Below are 18,497 nucleotides of genomic sequence, written 5' to 3' on the forward strand. Positions count from 1 at the left end.
TCATTTCACCTTCTGGCGCTGCTGCGCTTGTGCGACGCCATGTTCGACGGCGTCGACAAACATGGCCGCCACGTCAAAACCCGTCTGCTGCATGATTTCCTGGAAGCAGGTCGGGCTGGTGACATTGACTTCCGTCAGATAGTCGCCGATCACATCCAATCCTACCAGCATCAGGCCACGCGCGGCCAGGATCGGGCCCAGCTTTTCTGCTATTTCCAGATCGCGCGCCGTCAAGGGCTGCGCCACGCCCGTTCCACCGGCCGCCAGGTTGCCGCGTACTTCGCCCGCCTGCGGGATGCGCGCCAGCGAAAATGGCACCGGCTTGCCGCCGATGACGAGGATGCGCTTGTCGCCCTTGACGATGTCGGCAATGAAACGCTGCGCCATGATGGTTTGCGCGCCGTTCTCGCTCAAGGTCTCGATGATGGCGCCCAGGTTCAGGCCATCGGCCTTGACGCGGAAGATGCCCGTGCCGCCCATGCCGTCGAGCGGCTTGAAGATGACGTCCTGGTGCTTGGCGTGGAAGGCGCGCAGGCGCGCTTCATTCGACGTCACCAGGGTGGGCGAAGTGAATTCGGAAAACTGGGCGATGGCCAGCTTTTCATTGTTGTCGCGGATGGCGGACGGCTTGTTGAAGACATGCGCGCCCTGCTTTTCCGCCAGTTCCAGCAGATACGTGCCGTACACGTATTCCATGTCGAACGGCGGGTCCTTGCGTTCGATGATGGCGTCCAAGGCCGACAGGCGCACTTCCTCGCGCGAGACAACCTTGTACCAGTCGTGCTCGTCGCCGGTCAGCTCGATGTGCTGCACATGGGCCGTGACGATGCCCTCTTCCAGCGCCATGTCCTTCTGCTCGAAGGCGTAGACGGCGTGGCCGCGTTTGGCCGCTTCGCGCATCATGGCGAAAGTGGAATCTTTGTAAGTCTTGAAGCCTGCCAGCGGGTCGGCAAGGAATGCAATTTTCATGGTGCGTCCAATCGGGGAGCCTGGATAAGGAATGCTTGATTCTAGCCGAGATCGCCAGGCGCAGTAGTCACCGCGCCCGGCAAGCTGCTGGGATCGATCAATACACCTCGGGATTCGGGTCCGTGCGCTCCATTTCCAGCGATGCAGCCAACAAGGCCAGTCGCGCCACCACGCCATACACATAGAAGCGGTTCGGCGCGGCCGTGCCCGGCTTGGCCTTCAAGTCCGGCACGGCATGCTGCTGGGCAAACGCCAGCGGCACGTACTGCGAACCGGGCGCGTTCAGGTTCTGGTCCACGCCCCGCTCCGCGTGCACGCGATAGAAACCGCCCACCACGTAGCGGTCGATCATGTAGACAACAGGCTCGGCCACGGCATCCTTGATGCTTTCAAACGTGGGCACGCCTTCCTGGATGATGACGTCGGTGACGACTTTGCCGTCCTTGACGATGGACATCTTGTCGCGCTGCTTGCGCGACAAGTCGCGCACTTCGCTGGCGTCGCGCACCGTCATGATGCCCGTGCCATACGTGCCCGCATCGGGCTTGACGATGACGAAGGGCTTTTCCTTGATGCCGTATTCCTTGTATTTCTTGCGGATCTTGGCCAGCAGCACGTCGACGCTGGCGGCCAGCGCATCTTCGCCCTCGCCTTCCTGGAAGTTGACGTCACTGCACTTGGCGTGAAACGGGTTGAGCATCCATGGATCGACATCGATCATCTTGCCGAATTTTTTCACCACCTCATCGTAGGCCGTGTAGTGGTTGCTCTTGCGGCGCAGGGCCCAGCCCGCGTGCAAAGGCGGCAGCAGGCTTTGTTCATGAATATTTTGCAAGATATCGGGGATGCCGTCCGACAAGTCGTTATTCAGCAAGATCGTGCACGGATCGAAATCCTTCAAGCCCAGGCGGCGGCCGTTATTCAGGCGCACGAGCGGCTCGATGACGAGCATGTTGCCATCTGGCAACGCCAGCGGTGTCGGCTGGGTGATCTCGGGCGACCACGAGCCCAGGCGCACGTGCAGTCCCGTCTGGCGGAAGATCTGCATCAATCGCGCCACGTTTTGCAAGTATTGCGGCGTGGTGTTGTGCAATTCCGGCACCATCAGCAGGTTGCGGGCGTCCGGGCAATACTTGTCGATGGCAGCCATGGCCGCCTGCACTGACAAGGGCAGCATTTCCGTGGCGAGGTTATGAAAACCGCCGGGGAACAAATTGGTATCGACGGGCGCCAGCTTGTAGCCCGCATTACGCAAATCCACCGAGCAATAGAAGGGCGGCGTGTGCTCTTGCCACTCCATGCGGAACCAGCGCTCAATGGCCGGCGTCGCGGCCAGAATCTTTTTTTCGAGGTCGAGCAGCGGTCCGGTCAGGGCCGTGACGAGATGGGGAACCATAGTTACATCCTTAAATTATGTGCAGTATTCAAAAAAGCACACAGAACTGCCGACTATATTACCGTGTAAGTACCCCAAATCGGGGCAAAAGCCTTGTTTTAAAGACCTTTTCCATTCCCACAACGAAAAAAAAGGCACCTCAAAGAGGCGCCTTTTCAAGCCTAGCATGCCGCGCCGGGGCGCTGACATGCCAGATCATTATCATTTAGCCATGATATGCCTGTTCGCCATGGCTGGTGATATCGAGGCCTTCGCGCTCTTCTTCTTCCGGTACGCGCAGGCCGATGACGATGTCGACCAGCTTATACGCGATGAGGGAGACCACGGCCGACCAGATGATGGTGGTGCCGACCGCTTGCGCCTGCACCCATACCTGGTGTCCGATCGAATACGGGTCAGCCGACATCTTGTTGGTGACATAGTCGAAGATGCCTTGACCACCCAGTTGTGGTGCAGCAAACACACCCGTCAACAAGGCACCCAGGATGCCGCCCACGCCATGCACGCCAAACACGTCGAGCGAATCGTCGGCGCCGATCAGGCGTTTCAAGCCGTTCACGCCCCACAGGCAGATGACACCGGCCAGCAAGCCGATGACCAGGCCGCCCATCGGGCCGACAAAGCCGGCCGCCGGGGTGATCGCCACCAGGCCGGCAACGGCGCCCGATGCGCCACCGAGCATGGATGGCTTGCCTTTGCTGATCCACTCGCCAAATACCCACGACAGGGTGGCGGCAGCAGTTGCCAGCAGTGTGTTGACGAAGGCCAAGGCAGCCACATCGCCCGCTTCCAGCGAGGAACCGGCATTGAAACCGAACCAGCCCACCCACAACAGGGAGGCGCCGATCATGGTCATCGTCAGCGAGTGCGGCGCCATCGATTCACGGCCGTAGCCAACGCGCTTGCCGATCATGATCGCACCCACCAGGCCGGCGACAGCGGCATTGATGTGCACCACGGTGCCGCCGGCGAAGTCCAGCGCGCCTTTTTGCCAGATCCAGCCAGCCTTCAGGGCTTCACTGGCCGAGGTGGCGGCATTCGTGATCAGGTCAGGACCGGTCCAGAACCACACCATGTGGGCGGCCGGCAGGTAGGCGAACGTGAACCACAGCACGACGAAGGCCAGCACCGCGGCAAACTTTGCGCGCTCGGCAAAGGCGCCGACGATCAGTGCGCACGTGATGGCGGCAAACGTGCCCTGGAAAGCCACGAAGACGAACTCGGGAATGACGACGCCCTTGCTGAAGGTGGCGGCGGCGGCAAACGTGCCCTTGGCCGGATCCCAGATGCCGTTCAGGAACAGGCGGTCGAAGCCACCGAAGAAGGCGGTTTTTTCCGTGAAGGCGATCGAGTAGCCATAAATACACCACAGCACGATCACTAGCGCGAACACCATGAACACTTGCATCAGCACCGACAGCATGTTCTTCGACCGCACCAGGCCGCCGTAGAACAGGGCCAGGCCGGGGATGGTCATCAAAATCACCAGCAAGGTGCTGATCATCATGAAGCTGGTATCGCCCTTGTTGGCGACGGGCGCAGCTGCTGGCGCGGCAGCTGCCGGTGCCGGAGCGGCAGCTGCGGGCGCTGCGTCAGGAACCGGCGTCACGGCGGGAGCGGCGACGACAGTAGTCGTGGCCTCTTCCGCCTTGGCGGGGGCATCGGCAAAGCTCGGCGTGGCAAGGCCAAAAGCACACAGACAGGCTATCCCAGCGAGCAATTTTGTTATATTTTTACGCATCAATATTCCCCTTAGAGCGCTTCGTTGCCGGTTTCACCGGTACGGATGCGGATGACTTGTTCCAGGTTGTAGACGAAGATCTTGCCATCGCCGATTTTACCGGTACGCGCGGCACCTTCGATCGCTTCAATGGCCTGGTCGACAATGGCGTCATCCACGGCCGCTTCAATCTTAGTTTTTGGCAAGAAATCGACGACATACTCAGCGCCACGGTAGAGTTCCGTGTGACCTTTCTGGCGACCGAACCCTTTGACTTCGGTGACGGTAATGCCTTGCACATTGATAGCCGACAAGGCTTCGCGCACTTCGTCCAGTTTGAACGGTTTAATGATTGCTGTAATCATTTTCATGGCATTCTCGCTTAAAAGGTTTTGGACACGGTCAGCACGAGACCGGATTTCGCCAGGTTCTTGCCATTCGGCGCCAGCGACGTGATATTGGCTTTGACGTAGGCCAGGGCGACTGTTGCCACGCCGAAATCCTTGGTGACACCCAGCTTGTAATCGGTATAGCTGAGGGAATCGTTGTGCTCGACTTTCTGGCGGCCCACATGCAGGTTCAGCAGATAACCTTCGTATACATCGATATTCGCGCCCACATCGAGGTAGCCGCTGTTCTTGCTGTCAGCCACGCCAAACAGATTGGTCGTCGAGTGCGAGTACTTGATGTAGGCCGGACCATAGCCGAGCTGGCCATACAGCTCGAAGGTGTTCGCGTTGGTGCTCAGCCCATTCGAGGGATAGAAGTAGTACAGGCCGCCCACATCGTAGGTGAAGTCCTTGCTGATCTCGCCACGCTTGCCGCCGTAGATATCCCATTCCAGGTTGGTATCGCCGCCGCCGTCCTTGATCCATTTGATGCTCGACAGCCAGGTGCCTACATACAGGCCCGTCGGATTGTGGGTGTAGTCGGCACCACCGCTGATGGCAGGATCGAGTCGACTTTGCGAGATCCCACGGTAACGATAGTCGCTGGTCAGCGCCACGTTATAGCTCACCACGTTATCAGGTACGGCTTCGGCCGCAGCAGGCGCTGCCACTGCATCCTGGGCCATGGCGCTACCGCACACGGCGGTCATGGCCAGCGTCAACGCTGCTACTAAAGTCATGTTCTTGGACAGATTCTTCATGGCGATTCCCTTTTATTGAACTTTTAAAGCGGTTGAGGTTTAAAATCTTGGCTGGAGATCACAAAGCGTTCATAGCTTCTTTAGCAGAATACGTGCCAGCTCTCTTGCCACCTTGACAGGTGCATTTCCGTCCATACATACCCTGCAAGCCGCCAGGACTGCGCTAATGGACTGCTGAAGCACAATGAACCGCCCAGTTTCGCACCAGATTAACGCCGCTGTGCACCGCAATGGTGCGATGCACAGGCCGCACCATAAAAGGACTGACCATGGACATGAATACCTTCTTTAACGACTTGCAAGGCAAGATCCATCAAGCCATCGAAAACTCGCCTGCCAAGGATATCGAGAAAAACGTGAAATCGATGATGACCCAGGGCTTCGCCCGTCTCGATCTCGTCACGCGCGAGGAATTCGATATCCAGGCACAAGTGCTGGCCAAGACCCGCGCCAAGCTGGACGCACTGGAATTGCGCCTGATCGAACTGGAAACGCGCCTGAACGAAGCAAAGGCATAAAGTATCGCCAGCAAGGTCGCGTTATTGACAACCTTGCTGGCATACCTCAAGCCTGACACCTTTTCAAGGACTAGACTGATCCTGACCGCGCCCGCGCTAAAGGGGAGTCTGATGAGTCTGGCCGTCCTGAAAAGCCGCGCCCTGGCCGGCATGGAGGCACCCGAGGTAAGTGTCGAAGTCCACCTTGCCAATGGCTTGCCCTCCTTTACGATAGTCGGCCTGCCGGACACCGAAGTGAAGGAATCGCGCGACCGCGTCCGTGCCGCGCTGCAAAACTGTGGCTTTGACATGCCGGCGCGGCGCATTACAGCCAATCTGGCGCCTGCGGACCTGCCCAAGGAATCGGGCCGCTTCGACTTGCCCATTGCGCTGGGCATCCTGGCCGCCTCCGGCCAGTTGCCAGGCGACCAATTACACCATTACGAATTCGCGGGGGAACTGTCGCTATCGGGACAGCTCCGCCCCATCCGTGGCGCACTGGCCATGACCTTTGCCATGCAGCGCAGCCAGGCTGGCGCGCCACGCGCCTTCATCCTGCCGCAGGCGAACGCGGACGAGGCGGCGCTGGTCAGTGATGCCTGCATCTATCCCGCCCACAGCCTGCTCGAGGTCTGCGCCCATTTTGCCGCGCATGCCAGCAAGACCGCGCTGCAGCGCCATCAGCCCGTGCTGGCAGCGCAGGTTTTTGCGTATCCCGACTTTGCTGACGTACAGGGGCAGCAGCAGGCGCGGCGCGCACTGGAGGTAGCGGCCGCAGGCGGCCATAACGTGCTGATGGTGGGGCCACCGGGCGCGGGCAAAACCATGCTGGCCAGCCGCTTCCCCGGCGTGCTGCCGCCCATGAGCGATGAAGAGGCGCTGGAATCGGCCGCCGTGCATTCCCTGAGCGGCCACTTCAAAGTGGAACACTGGAAACGTCGTCCCTATCGTGCCCCGCACCAGACGGCGTCCGGCGTGGCCCTGGTGGGTGGCGGCAACGTGCCGCGCCCAGGAGAAATCTCGCTGGCCCACTGCGGCGTGTTGTTTCTCGATGAAATCGCCGAATTCCAGCGCCGGGTACTCGATGTCTTGCGCCAGCCTATGGAATCGGGCGTCATCAGCATTTCGCGCGCGGCCCGCCAGGCCGAATTTCCTGCCCGCTTTCAGTTGATCGCCGCCATGAATCCCTGCCCATGCGGCTATCTGGGCCACGCTTCCGGCCGCTGCCGCTGCACACCGGACGCCGTGCTGCGCTATCACAGTCGCCTGTCCGGCCCGCTGCTCGACCGTATCGACTTGCAAATCGAAGTTGCCGCCATGCCGCCTGCGGCGCTGGGCAGGCACGCAGGCGCTGGCGAAAGCACGCAAGCCATCGCCACCCGGGTGGCGGCAGCCTTTGCTCTGCAATTGGCACGCCAGGGGAAAGCAAACCAGCACCTGAGCAGCATGGAAATCGAACAACATTGTCATCTGGAAATACATGGTGAGCAGTTGCTGCATGGCGCCATGTCCCGCCTGCACTGGTCGGCACGCACCTACCACCGGGTACTGCGCGTGGCACGCAGCATCGCAGACCTGGCGGGCAGCCCCGCTATCACGCAGCCGCATGTCGCCGAAGCGATCCAGTACCGGCGCGTGCTGCGCGAGATATAAAGCGGCCAGTGACCGCCACACGTGCGCGATTGCGCGTGATTGGCGGCACTGCTACCATCTGCTGATGAAAAAACCATCACTTGCCCTCTTCCTTGCCATGCTCGCTACAGCCTGCACGCTGGCCGCCTGCAGTCCGAAATTCGACTGGCGCGACTATCGCAGCCCCGACGCCCAGTTCACGGCCCTGTTTCCAGGCAAGCCGGCCGTGCTGACGCGCGAGATCGATCTCGATGGCAAGAAAGTCAGCCTGACCATGACAGCGAGCGAAATCGATGGCAATACCTTCGCCATCGGCAGCGCGGTGCTCGACAGCGCAGAACAGGCGCAAGCTGCCCTGCCCGCCATGCAGACAGCTCTGTTGAAAAATATCAACGGCACCGTGCGCAGCGAAAAAACCGCATCGGCGGCCAGCAGCACTGCTTCCGGAACGCGCCAGCGCACTTCGCTCAGCATCGAGACGAGCGGCACGCAGCAAGGCAAGCCTGTCTTGCTGGTCGGCCGTTTCGTGGCACAGGACAAGCACATCTTCCAGATCATCATTCTCGGTGAAGAGCGCAAGCTGTCGCGTGACACCATCGACACTTTCATGGACTCAGTGAAACTGGATTGAGACTTAATGATCGCTTAAACAGGCAGCTGCCTGGAGCAGCCGCCCTTGTAAATACGTGTGCTGTCCAACAGATAGCCCTATCCGGCTCGCAAATGCGTCATCCGGGCAATCGGACAGCCTGTGCAATATTTCAAGTCGTGATATTGTTTCGACACTAACAACAAGTTTCAGAAAGCGCTTATGTTGATCTCATTCAAATCCAAATCCTCCCCTGAAGTGCTGATGTACCAGGAACATGCCCAGCGTATCCTCGACATCCTGCACAAAAACCCCACCCGCGGCGTGATCACGCCGATGGAAGCGGGAGATGCCCTGGCCTTGCTGGAAAAGGAAGTCGCGGAAAGCAAACTGCATCCGGAGAACGACATCGAACACGATGCGCATACGCCTGAATCGCTGGAAGATGGCGAAACGGGCACCCATGCGCGCGCACAGAAAGTGCATTTTTCGCAGCGTGCCTACCCATTGATGGAAATGCTGCGCTCAGCCAAGGCGGAAGGTGAAAGCATCACCTGGGGCATCTAGTTCGATGAACACTGAAGACGAAAAAAAACCCCGCGCACGCGGGGTTTTTTTATATAACAAGCCTGACGATAACCTACTTTCACACTGGTTGCAGCACTATCATCGGCGCAAAGTTGTTTCACGGTCCTGTTCGGGATGGGAAGGGGTGGGACCAACTTGCTATGGTCATCAGGCATAACTTTTTCAACAGCCTGCTCCCAACGGGGCAGCAAACCATCTGATCTGAGGAGGCGAATTATATAGCAATTCGCCTCAATGCGGTGCCAAAAGCCCCGGTTTTTATTGAAATAAATCTCCAGACGAAAAAAAACCCCACCATTGCTGGTGGGGTTTTTCTCTACTACGAATAACAAGCCTGACGATAACCTACTTTCACACTGGTTGCAGCACTATCATCGGCGCAAAGTTGTTTCACGGTCCTGTTCGGGATGGGAAGGGGTGGGACCAACTTGCTATGGTCATCAGGCATAACTTGTACTGGCATTTGTCCTCAATTGAGCGACAAAGCCTGAATCTGGAAGAAGCAAAGATTGGGGTAATGAATAGTAGTATCAACAAACTCACAACGTTGTACCGTCTTATCCTCTGTACCTGCTAAGGTTATAGGGACAAGCCGTACGGGCAATTAGTACTGGTTAGCTTAATGCATTACTGCACTTCCACACCCAGCCTATCAACGTCCTGGTCTCGAACGACCCTTCAAAGAGCTCAAGGCTCTGGGAAATCTCATCTCAAGGCAAGTTTCCCGCTTAGATGCTTTCAGCGGTTATCTCTTCCGAACTTAGCTACCCGGCAATGCCACTGGCGTGACAACCGGTACACCAGAGGTTCGTCCACTCCGGTCCTCTCGTACTAGGAGCAGCCCCCTTCAAATTTCCAACGCCCACGGCAGATAGGGACCAAACTGTCTCACGACGTTTTAAACCCAGCTCACGTACCACTTTAAATGGCGAACAGCCATACCCTTGGGACCGGCTACAGCCCCAGGATGTGATGAGCCGACATCGAGGTGCCAAACTCCCCCGTCGATATGAACTCTTGGGAGGAATCAGCCTGTTATCCCCAGAGTACCTTTTATCCGTTGAGCGATGGCCCTTCCATACAGAACCACCGGATCACTATGTCCTACTTTCGTACCTGCTCGACTTGTCAGTCTCGCAGTTAAGCACGCTTATGCCATTGCACTATCAACACGATGTCCGACCGTATCTAGCGTACCTTCGAACTCCTCCGTTACACTTTAGGAGGAGACCGCCCCAGTCAAACTGCCTACCATGCACTGTCCCCGATCCGGATAACGGACCAAGGTTAGAACCTCAAACAAACCAGGGTGGTATTTCAAGGTTGGCTCCACGAGAACTAGCGTCCCCGCTTCAAAGCCTCCCACCTATCCTACACAGATTGGTTCAAAGTCCAATGCAAAGCTACAGTAAAGGTTCATGGGGTCTTTCCGTCTAGCCGCGGGTAGATTGCATCATCACAAACATTTCAACTTCGCTGAGTCTCGGGAGGAGACAGTGTGGCCATCGTTACGCCATTCGTGCAGGTCGGAACTTACCCGACAAGGAATTTCGCTACCTTAGGACCGTTATAGTTACGGCCGCCGTTTACTGGGACTTCAATCAAGAGCTTGCACCCCATCATTTAATCTTCCAGCACCGGGCAGGCGTCACACCCTATACGTCCACTTTCGTGTTTGCAGAGTGCTGTGTTTTTATTAAACAGTCGCAGCCACCAGTTTATTGCAACCCTTTCACCCTCATGGAGTAAACCAATCAAGCTACCGGGGCGTACCTTTTCCCGAAGTTACGGTACCAATTTGCCGAGTTCCTTCTCCCGAGTTCTCTCAAGCGCCTTAGAATACTCATCTCGCCCACCTGTGTCGGTTTGCGGTACGGTCTCGTATGACTGAAGCTTAGAGGCTTTTCTTGGAACCACTTCCGATTGCTTCGTGAACAAGTTCACTCGTCTCAACCCCTTGAATTCCGCACCCGGATTTGCCTAAGTGCCTTCTATGAGCCAAAAACCAACTATTCCAACAGTTGGACAACCTTCCGCGATCCGTCCCCCCATCGCATCATACGACGGTGCAGGAATATTAACCTGCTTCCCATCAGCTACGCATCTCTGCCTCGCCTTAGGGGCCGACTCACCCTGCTCCGATGAACGTTGAACAGGAAACCTTGGGCTTACGGCGTGGAGGCTTTTCACCCCCATTATCGCTACTCATGTCAGCATTCGCACTTCTGATACCTCCAGCATCCTTTACAAGACACCTTCGCAGGCTTACAGAACGCTCTCCTACCATATATATCTGTGATAAATCACAGAACAATATCCGCAGCTTCGGTGACTGGCTTAGCCCCGTTACATCTTCCGCGCAGGACGACTCGATCAGTGAGCTATTACGCTTTCTTTAAATGATGGCTGCTTCTAAGCCAACATCCTGACTGTTTTAGCCTTCCCACTTCGTTTTCCACTTAGCCAATCTTTGGGACCTTAGCTGGCGGTCTGGGTTGTTTCCCTCTTGACGCCGGACGTTAGCACCCGACGTCTGTCTCCCAAGCTCGCACTCATCGGTATTCGGAGTTTGCAATGGTTTGGTAAGTCGCAATGACCCCCTAGCCATAACAGTGCTCTACCCCCGATGGTGATACTTGAGGCACTACCTAAATAGTTTTCGGAGAGAACCAGCTATTTCCAAGTTTGTTTAGCCTTTCACCCCTACCCACAGCTCATCCCCTAATTTTTCAACATTAGTGGGTTCGGACCTCCAGGGCGTGTTACCGCACCTTCATCCTGGCCATGAGTAGATCACTTGGTTTCGGGTCTACACCCAGCGACTGATCGCCCTATTCGGACTCGATTTCTCTACGGCTTCCCTATTCGGTTAACCTTGCCACTGAATGTAAGTCGCTGACCCATTATACAAAAGGTACGCAGTCACGGAACAAGTCCGCTCCTACTGTTTGTATGCACACGGTTTCAGGATCTATTTCACTCCCCTTCCGGGGTTCTTTTCGCCTTTCCCTCACGGTACTGGTTCACTATCGGTCGATTACGAGTATTTAGCCTTGGAGGATGGTCCCCCCATATTCAGACAGGATGTCACGTGTCCCGCCCTACTTGTCGTACGCTTAGTATCACCGGTCCAATTTCACATACGGGGCTATCACCCACTATGGCTCCTATTTCCAGAGGATTCTGTTATCGGTCCGACTATCACGTACAGGCTCTTCCCATTTCGCTCGCCGCTACTTTGGGAATCTCGGTTGATTTCTTTTCCTGCAGCTACTTAGATGTTTCAGTTCGCCGCGTTCGCCTTGCATACCTATGTATTCAGTATGCAATACCCTAAAAGGGTGGGTTGCCCCATTCGGAAATCTGCGGATCAAAGTGTGTTTGCTCACTCCCCGCAGCTTATCGCAAGCTACTACGTCCTTCATCGCCTGTAATCGCCAAGGCATCCACCATGTGCACTTATTCGCTTGTCCCTATAACGTTAGCCTCTCATCATTTGCATAATGAAAGAGCGCTACAGGGATAAGAAAGTACAACGTTGTTGCTTGTTTGTTGATACATACAATCATTACCCATCGATTTGCTTTTTACGGCAAATCAATCAATAAATAATCTTTACTTCTTCCAGATTGTTAAAGAACATACAGCACTTGATCTCGAAAAGACCAAACCTAAATCCCGGTGCATTAATCAGCACTGATTTACGTTTGAACTTTTGGTGGAGGATGACGGGATCGAACCGACGACCCCCTGCTTGCAAAGCAGGTGCTCTCCCAGCTGAGCTAATCCCCCTAGGGTATTTCCAGACTGCAGAAACTGGTAGGGCTGGTTGGACTCGAACCAACGACCCCCGCGTTATCAACACGGTGCTCTAACCAGCTGAGCTACAGCCCCAAATGCTGTTCTTTATATTAACAGCCGATAAGTGTGAACATTTGATGCGTGAATCATTTACATGATTCGTGCAAACTCTAGAAAGGAGGTGATCCAGCCGCACCTTCCGATACGGCTACCTTGTTACGACTTCACCCCAGTCACGAATCCTACCGTGGTAAGCGCCCTCCTTACGGTTAAGCTACCTACTTCTGGTAAAACCCGCTCCCATGGTGTGACGGGCGGTGTGTACAAGACCCGGGAACGTATTCACCGCGACATGCTGATCCGCGATTACTAGCGATTCCAACTTCATGCAGTCGAGTTGCAGACTACAATCCGGACTACGATACACTTTCTGCGATTAGCTCCCCCTCGCGGGTTGGCGGCGCTCTGTATGTACCATTGTATGACGTGTGAAGCCCTACCCATAAGGGCCATGAGGACTTGACGTCATCCCCACCTTCCTCCGGTTTGTCACCGGCAGTCTCATTAGAGTGCCCTTTCGTAGCAACTAATGACAAGGGTTGCGCTCGTTGCGGGACTTAACCCAACATCTCACGACACGAGCTGACGACAGCCATGCAGCACCTGTGTACTGGTTCTCTTTCGAGCACTCCCAAATCTCTCCGGGATTCCAGCCATGTCAAGGGTAGGTAAGGTTTTTCGCGTTGCATCGAATTAATCCACATCATCCACCGCTTGTGCGGGTCCCCGTCAATTCCTTTGAGTTTTAATCTTGCGACCGTACTCCCCAGGCGGTCTACTTCACGCGTTAGCTGCGTTACCAAGTCAATTAAGACCCGACAACTAGTAGACATCGTTTAGGGCGTGGACTACCAGGGTATCTAATCCTGTTTGCTCCCCACGCTTTCGTGCATGAGCGTCAATCTTGACCCAGGGGGCTGCCTTCGCCATCGGTGTTCCTCCACATATCTACGCATTTCACTGCTACACGTGGAATTCTACCCCCCTCTGCCAGATTCTAGCCTTGCAGTCTCCAATGCAATTCCCAGGTTGAGCCCGGGGATTTCACATCAGACTTACAAAACCGCCTGCGCACGCTTTACGCCCAGTAATTCCGATTAACGCTTGCACCCTACGTATTACCGCGGCTGCTGGCACGTAGTTAGCCGGTGCTTATTCTTCAGGTACCGTCATTAGCAAAAGATATTAGCTTTCACCGTTTCTTCCCTGACAAAAGAGCTTTACAACCCGAAGGCCTTCTTCACTCACGCGGCATTGCTGGATCAGGCTTTCGCCCATTGTCCAAAATTCCCCACTGCTGCCTCCCGTAGGAGTCTGGACCGTGTCTCAGTTCCAGTGTGGCTGGTCGTCCTCTCAGACCAGCTACTGATCGATGCCTTGGTAGGCTTTTACCCTACCAACTAGCTAATCAGATATCGGCCGCTCCACGAGCATGAGGTCTTGCGATCCCCCACTTTCATCCTTAGATCGTATGCGGTATTAGCGTAACTTTCGCTACGTTATCCCCCACTCTAGGGTACGTTCCGATATATTACTCACCCGTTCGCCACTCGCCACCAGAGCAAGCTCCGTGCTGCCGTTCGACTTGCATGTGTAAGGCATGCCGCCAGCGTTCAATCTGAGCCAGGATCAAACTCTTCAGTTTAATCTCTGTTACTTTGCCATTTTATTGGCACCGTCTTGCGACGGGTCGCTCACTCAAAAAACTGACAGGCTACTTCCGAAGAAGTATCCTATTTCATTATTTCTTGTGAACATTTGATATTTTAAGTTTTACAGCGATCCGAAGATCACTGCTGCACTTACATCAAATGCCCACACTTATCGACTGTTAATTGTTAAAGAACGGTATTCGGTACTGCTTTCGCGCTATCGACAAAGCGTTGTGTTTGTCAGCTGCGAAGAAGGAAGAGTATGAAGCATTTTGCTACGTCCGTCAACCCCCGTTTTTCAGCGCATTGCGCTTAAAAACTTTTTACTATCCAGCCCCGGAAGGCTGTCCCCTTTGCGCCGCAAACTAGTGCGTCTCATCGGGGAGGCGAATCATATCAAAGACCGCCGAAGTTTGGCAAGCGCTTTTCCAAGAAAGCGTGCATGCCTTCTTTTTGCGCGGGCGTACCAAAGGCGGCCTGGAACAAGCGACGCTCGTAGGCAACGCCATCGGTCAGGGTGGTTTCAAAGGCGCGGTTGACGCAATCCTTGATCATCATGGCGACCGAGGTGGGCATGGCGGCGATGGTCTTGGCAGCGGCCAGCGTTTCTTCCAGCAATTTATCGGCCGGTACCACGCGCGATACCAGGCCGATGCGTTCCGCTTCCACTGCATCAATGGTGCGTGCCGTCAGCAGCAGATCCATGGCCTTGGCCTTGCCGATGGCGCGCGGCAGACGCTGCGTGCCGCCAGCACCTGGCGTGACACCCACCTTGATTTCCGGCTGGCCAAATTTGGCGCTGTCGGCAGCGATCAGGAAGTCGCACATCATGGCCAGTTCGCAGCCGCCACCGAGTGCGTAACCCGCTACGGCGCCCACTACGGGTTTGCGCACCCGCAAGATATGCTCCCAGTTGCGGCTGATATAACCCTGGGTGAAGGTGTCCGGATAGGTGTAATCGGCCATGGCAGCGATGTCGGCGCCAGCGGCAAACGCCTTTTCGCTGCCCGTGAGCACGATACAGCCGATATTGTCATCCGCGTCGAACTTCAACAGGGCGTCGCCCAGCTCATTCATCATGTTGTCGTTCAAGGCGTTGAGCGCCTTCGGGCGATTCAGGCGGATGACCGCCACTTTGTCCTGGATGTCGATGATCAGGTCTTCGTATTGCATAGTGTCTCCTCTCGATGAACGGTGTGACGATTGTAGCGGCTAACGGCGGCGATACGACAGGCGCACTGCTATTATTGTGAGCCCGATCACCTTTATCGAGCAGCGTATTTTCACCTCCCTCTTCCAGTACTGCGCCCGCTACCTGCGCGGCGACGGCAGCGTCGCCAGCGTCAATTTTCGCCGCCTATGGTTCAGCAACGGCCTCAATTGCTTCGGCGCCCAGATCACCTCGCTGGCCCTGCCCCTGTGCGCGGTGCTGCTACTGCATGCGACGCCGGAACAGATGGGGGTGCTGGTCGCCCTGCAGGCGCTGCCGTTCGCCCTCTTCGGCTTGCCCGTCGGCGTACTGCTGGACCGGCGCAGCAAGCACCCCATCATGCTGCTCAGCGAAAGCATGTCGGGCCTGGCCCTGGCCAGCGTGGCGGTCGCCTACTGGTGCGGCGTGCTGTCGATGCCGTGGTTATATATAGTGGGATTCATCATCGGCACGGGCTTTGTCGTCGGTGGCGGCGCCGAACAGGTTTTCCTGACCTTTTTGGTGGGCCGCGATGGCTTGATCGATGCGCAGTCGAAATTTGCCGCCACCGAATCGACTTCGCGCCTGATCGGTCCCGGCCTGGCCGGCGTGCTGGTTCAGGTCTTGTCGGCGCCCGTCGCCATCCTGTGCACGGCTTGTGGCTATTTAGTTTCGGTCTGCAACCTGCGCGCCATGAGCGTGCGCGACCCGCGTCCCGCGCCGTCCGACAAGCACGCCCTGCGCGACATCGCTGACGGCTTGCTGTTTGTCTGGCGTGAACCACTGCTGCGCGCGCTGGCCTGGGGCGCCGGCATCTGGCACTTCCTGTTTTACGCCAGCATGGCCTTGACGGTGCTGTTCGCCACGCGCGACCTGGGCATGAGTCCTGGCGTGCTGGGCATGACGCAGATGCTCGGTGGCGCCGGCGTACTGCTCAGCGCCTTTATCGTCAAGCCGCTGACGCGCCGCTATGGCGCCGGCAGAACCATCCTGATCGGACTCGCTTCCACCTCCGTGTGCTTTGCCCTGACGCCCACCATCCCCGCCGCCTTGTTCGGCAGCACAGCTGCCAGCGCCGTGGCATATGCCGTGCTGATGTTCTTTTTTGATTGCGGCGTGATGCTGTTCTTTATTCCCTACCTGGGCTTGCGCCAGAAGGTTACGCCCGACCCCATGCTGGGCCGCATGACCTCGACCATGCGTTTCCTGACGGTGGCGACGGCGCCGCTGGGCGCGCTGGCTGCCGGCTGGGTAGCGCAACACTTTGGCGTGCGCAATGGCCTGGCGTGCATCGCGGCAGGCGGCATTGCACTGACCATCGCCATGGTGTGGGGCACGCCGCTGCGTAGCGTGCGCACCTGAAGCGACGAACGGGCATACACTGCTGAAAGATTGCCTTGGCGACACTATTCATGCCAAAGCCTGTGAGGTTTGATTTACATCAAGGTTTTCATTGATGTAAATCCATAAGCTGTCTTACATCACTCTAGGAGCACGTCATGTTTAACACCATCTTATTTCCCACCGACGGTTCGCCGCTGTCCGACAAAGCCGCCGAGACGGCCCTCGCCTTCGCTCAATTGAACAAGGCCAAGCTGGTTACCATCAGCGTGGTGCAGCCCTTCCCATTCTCGCCGATGGCCGATGGCGGCATCGTGCTCGACGCCGGTTTGTACGAGCAACAAATGCAGGAATCCTCGCAACGCGCCGTTGACAAGATCGGCGAAGCGGCGCGCGCTGTCGGCGTGCCCTTCGAAGGCGTAGTCGTCGTCTCGCCCAGCCCACACGAGGAAATCGTCAATGCGGCGCAAACCTACCATTGCGACATCATCCTGATGGCCTCGCATGGCCGCAAAGGCTTGAACAAGCTGTTCGTGGGCAGCGAAACGCAAAAAGTACTGGCGCATACCCAGCTGCCAGTCATGGTCCTGCGCTAACCTTGCGCTAGCGCAATCCCCGTCCGGCGCCGCGACAAACTCAGCGCGCCGGCGCCTGCTTCGGCAGCAACACCCACACGGCGCCGCTCTGCTTCATGCGGCCCGCGTTCTCCGCCGCTTCCGCACCGAAACCAAAGAAGTAATCGACCCGGATGGGCCCGCGAATGGCGCCGCCCGTATCCTGCGCCATCACCAGGCGCTGCATGGGAATCTCGCTGTTGGCTTGCGTGGTGGACAGGAACACGGGCGCACCCAGCGGCAGGAAGCGCGAATCGATGGCGACCGAACGCTGCGGCGTCAACGGCACGCCCAATGCGCCCTTCGGTCCCACTTTGGGATCGGGCAGGCGCTCTTCCTTGAAGAAGACATAGCTCGGGTTAGCGTTGAACAATTCATCTTTGCGCGTGGGATGGCCGGCGATCCACGCCTTGATGCCCTGCGCGGACGCCTGGCTCAGCGTCAGCTCGCCCTTGTCGACCAGGTAACGTCCGATCGATTTGTACGGGTGACCGTTCTGGTCCGCGTACGCCACGCGCACGGTTTCCTGCGTATCGGTCAGCTGCACGCGCCCGGAACCCTGCACCTGCAGGAAGAACGCTTCGACTTCGTCATCCACCCACAGCAATTCCTTACCCGTGACGGACGTGGCGCGCTCGATGTCGGCACGGGTCGCATACGGTATCACCTTCTTGCCGACCAGCTTGCCGCGCAAGCGCATATTCTTCAATTCCGGATATACGCCGGACAAATCGACCGAGACCAGATCGTCGGGCACCTTGTACAGCGGTGTCTGATATGGACCGCCGCGCTTGCGCGCCCCGTGCAGCAGCGGTTCGTAATAGCCGGTCACCAAACCGGTACTGGCGCCATCGGCGGTAACGACTTGATTGGGCACAAAGAAGGTCTCGAAGAACAGGCGGATGGCCTTGTCGCTATCCGCATTCACCTGGCGCGCAATCGTGCACGACTCCTTCCAGTCCGGGCGTTTCACCAGCACCCCGCACGAAGCCATGAACGCTGGCCAGGCGGCGCGCATGTCGTCGCGGGCCCAACCTGGCAAGGCGGCAAACTTGGCGGGCACAAAAGTGGGCGCCGCCACATCCGTGGCATCCTTGGCATCCGCCGGCTTGGCAGGTACAGGCTTGACGACGGTCGGAGCAATGGCGGGCGCCTTACCGCTGGAGGCAGCGGACGGCGTGGGCGGCGTGGTGCATGCGGACAAAGCAAGCGCGACGGCGCCGATTGAAACGGGTAGACTACCGCGTGTCAGTAGACGGCGGGTAAATACTAAGCTGCGGGTAAATAACATAGGGGTGC

13 protein-coding genes, 2 tRNA genes and 4 rRNA genes are annotated in these 18,497 nt (G+C 57.1%); 6 read left to right on the plus strand and 13 right to left on the minus strand.

The window, feature by feature from the left end:
• The 5 genes from gshB to C8C89_RS01315 form a co-directional block, all read right to left on the minus strand.
• Window positions 1–969 (minus strand): glutathione synthase, encoded by a 969-nt coding sequence (gene gshB / locus C8C89_RS01295; RefSeq protein WP_133988707.1) that lies wholly within the window; start codon window positions 967–969, stop codon window positions 1–3.
• Window positions 970–1,066: 97 nt separating this feature from the next.
• Complete coding sequence (gene gshA, locus C8C89_RS01300) at window positions 1,067–2,365, minus strand: glutamate--cysteine ligase (protein ID WP_101483765.1); 1,299 nt, start codon at window positions 2,363–2,365, stop codon at window positions 1,067–1,069.
• Between the two features lie 205 nt (window positions 2,366–2,570).
• Window positions 2,571–4,106, minus strand: a complete 1,536-nt coding sequence (gene amt, locus C8C89_RS01305; protein WP_101483764.1) for an ammonium transporter — start codon at window positions 4,104–4,106, stop codon at window positions 2,571–2,573.
• An 11-nt stretch (window positions 4,107–4,117) separates the two neighbouring features.
• Window positions 4,118–4,456 carry a P-II family nitrogen regulator gene (locus C8C89_RS01310; protein ID WP_010393464.1) on the minus strand — a complete coding sequence of 113 codons (339 nt, stop codon included), beginning with the start codon at window positions 4,454–4,456 and terminating at the stop codon, window positions 4,118–4,120.
• Between the two features lie 11 nt (window positions 4,457–4,467).
• Window positions 4,468–5,235 (minus strand): TorF family putative porin, encoded by a 768-nt coding sequence (locus C8C89_RS01315; RefSeq protein WP_133988708.1) that lies wholly within the window; start codon window positions 5,233–5,235, stop codon window positions 4,468–4,470.
• Between the two features lie 269 nt (window positions 5,236–5,504).
• Here C8C89_RS01315 and C8C89_RS01320 point away from each other — a divergent pair, with 269 nt between their 5' ends.
• The 4 genes from C8C89_RS01320 (at window position 5,505) to C8C89_RS01335 (ending at window position 8,520) form a co-directional block, all read left to right on the plus strand.
• The gene (locus C8C89_RS01320) at window positions 5,505–5,753 is read left to right on the plus strand and encodes an accessory factor UbiK family protein (RefSeq protein WP_102122177.1); all 249 of its coding nucleotides are present in this window, start codon (window positions 5,505–5,507) and stop codon (window positions 5,751–5,753) included.
• A gap of 111 nt (window positions 5,754–5,864) precedes the next feature.
• Complete coding sequence (locus tag C8C89_RS01325; protein WP_133988709.1) at window positions 5,865–7,385, plus strand: YifB family Mg chelatase-like AAA ATPase; 1,521 nt, start codon at window positions 5,865–5,867, stop codon at window positions 7,383–7,385.
• Between the two features lie 64 nt (window positions 7,386–7,449).
• Window positions 7,450–7,995, plus strand: coding sequence for a hypothetical protein (locus tag C8C89_RS01330; protein ID WP_133988710.1), 546 nt, complete (start codon window positions 7,450–7,452; stop codon window positions 7,993–7,995).
• Between the two features lie 180 nt (window positions 7,996–8,175).
• Window positions 8,176–8,520, plus strand: a complete 345-nt coding sequence (locus C8C89_RS01335) for a DUF1840 domain-containing protein (protein WP_133988711.1) — start codon at window positions 8,176–8,178, stop codon at window positions 8,518–8,520.
• 60 nt (window positions 8,521–8,580) lie between these two features.
• On the opposite strand, the gene rrf (C8C89_RS01340) is transcribed toward C8C89_RS01335, so the two are convergent.
• The 7 genes from rrf (C8C89_RS01340) to C8C89_RS01370 all read right to left on the minus strand — a co-directional run bounded on the left by rrf (C8C89_RS01340) (window position 8,581) and on the right by C8C89_RS01370 (window position 15,227).
• Window positions 8,581–8,693 (minus strand): 5S ribosomal RNA (gene rrf, locus C8C89_RS01340).
• Window positions 8,694–8,873: 180 nt separating this feature from the next.
• Window positions 8,874–8,986 (minus strand): 5S ribosomal RNA (gene rrf / locus C8C89_RS01345).
• Window positions 8,987–9,124: 138 nt separating this feature from the next.
• Window positions 9,125–12,014, minus strand: a 23S ribosomal RNA gene (locus C8C89_RS01350).
• Window positions 12,015–12,257: 243 nt separating this feature from the next.
• A tRNA-Ala gene (locus C8C89_RS01355) sits at window positions 12,258–12,333 on the minus strand.
• Window positions 12,334–12,358: 25 nt separating this feature from the next.
• Window positions 12,359–12,435: transfer RNA gene (locus C8C89_RS01360), tRNA-Ile, on the minus strand.
• 81 nt (window positions 12,436–12,516) lie between these two features.
• A 16S ribosomal RNA gene (locus tag C8C89_RS01365) occupies window positions 12,517–14,047 on the minus strand.
• Together the 16S, 23S and 5S rRNA genes with 2 tRNA genes alongside form the textbook arrangement of a ribosomal RNA operon.
• Window positions 14,048–14,450: 403 nt before the next feature.
• Window positions 14,451–15,227, minus strand: a complete 777-nt coding sequence (locus C8C89_RS01370) for an enoyl-CoA hydratase (protein WP_133988712.1) — start codon at window positions 15,225–15,227, stop codon at window positions 14,451–14,453.
• A gap of 76 nt (window positions 15,228–15,303) precedes the next feature.
• Here C8C89_RS01370 and C8C89_RS01375 point away from each other — a divergent pair, with 76 nt between their 5' ends.
• The gene (locus C8C89_RS01375; RefSeq protein ID WP_243857862.1) at window positions 15,304–16,605 is read left to right on the plus strand and encodes an MFS transporter; all 1,302 of its coding nucleotides are present in this window, start codon (window positions 15,304–15,306) and stop codon (window positions 16,603–16,605) included.
• Window positions 16,606–16,742: 137 nt separating this feature from the next.
• Window positions 16,743–17,180 (plus strand): universal stress protein, encoded by a 438-nt coding sequence (locus tag C8C89_RS01380; protein ID WP_101483758.1) that lies wholly within the window; start codon window positions 16,743–16,745, stop codon window positions 17,178–17,180.
• Between the two features lie 40 nt (window positions 17,181–17,220).
• Here the strand turns inward: C8C89_RS01380 and C8C89_RS01385 are convergent, their stop codons facing one another.
• Complete coding sequence (locus tag C8C89_RS01385; protein WP_306821374.1) at window positions 17,221–18,402, minus strand: murein transglycosylase A; 1,182 nt, start codon at window positions 18,400–18,402, stop codon at window positions 17,221–17,223.
• Window positions 18,403–18,497 lie beyond the last annotated feature (95 nt).

Origin of the sequence: Janthinobacterium sp. 75, assembly GCF_004365495.1 — a bacterium.
In the GTDB taxonomy this organism is placed as follows: Bacteria; Pseudomonadota; Gammaproteobacteria; order Burkholderiales; family Burkholderiaceae_D; genus Janthinobacterium.

What these genes read in the sequence shown, in the direction of transcription:
- C8C89_RS01320 (WP_102122177.1), top strand. Translation starts at nt 5,505, where the DNA reads ATGGACATGAATACCTTCTTTAACGACTTGCAAGGCAAGATCCATCAA.
- amt (WP_101483764.1), bottom strand. Translation starts at nt 4,106, where the DNA reads ATGCGTAAAAATATAACAAAATTGCTCGCTGGGATAGCCTGTCTGTGT.
- C8C89_RS01380 (WP_101483758.1), top strand. Translation starts at nt 16,743, where the DNA reads ATGTTTAACACCATCTTATTTCCCACCGACGGTTCGCCGCTGTCCGAC.
- C8C89_RS01330 (WP_133988710.1), top strand. Translation starts at nt 7,450, where the DNA reads ATGAAAAAACCATCACTTGCCCTCTTCCTTGCCATGCTCGCTACAGCC.
- C8C89_RS01370 (WP_133988712.1), bottom strand. Translation starts at nt 15,227, where the DNA reads ATGCAATACGAAGACCTGATCATCGACATCCAGGACAAAGTGGCGGTC.
- gshB (WP_133988707.1), bottom strand. Translation starts at nt 969, where the DNA reads ATGAAAATTGCATTCCTTGCCGACCCGCTGGCAGGCTTCAAGACTTAC.
- C8C89_RS01325 (WP_133988709.1), top strand. Translation starts at nt 5,865, where the DNA reads ATGAGTCTGGCCGTCCTGAAAAGCCGCGCCCTGGCCGGCATGGAGGCA.
- C8C89_RS01335 (WP_133988711.1), top strand. Translation starts at nt 8,176, where the DNA reads ATGTTGATCTCATTCAAATCCAAATCCTCCCCTGAAGTGCTGATGTAC.
- C8C89_RS01310 (WP_010393464.1), bottom strand. Translation starts at nt 4,456, where the DNA reads ATGAAAATGATTACAGCAATCATTAAACCGTTCAAACTGGACGAAGTG.
- gshA (WP_101483765.1), bottom strand. Translation starts at nt 2,365, where the DNA reads ATGGTTCCCCATCTCGTCACGGCCCTGACCGGACCGCTGCTCGACCTC.
- C8C89_RS01315 (WP_133988708.1), bottom strand. Translation starts at nt 5,235, where the DNA reads ATGAAGAATCTGTCCAAGAACATGACTTTAGTAGCAGCGTTGACGCTG.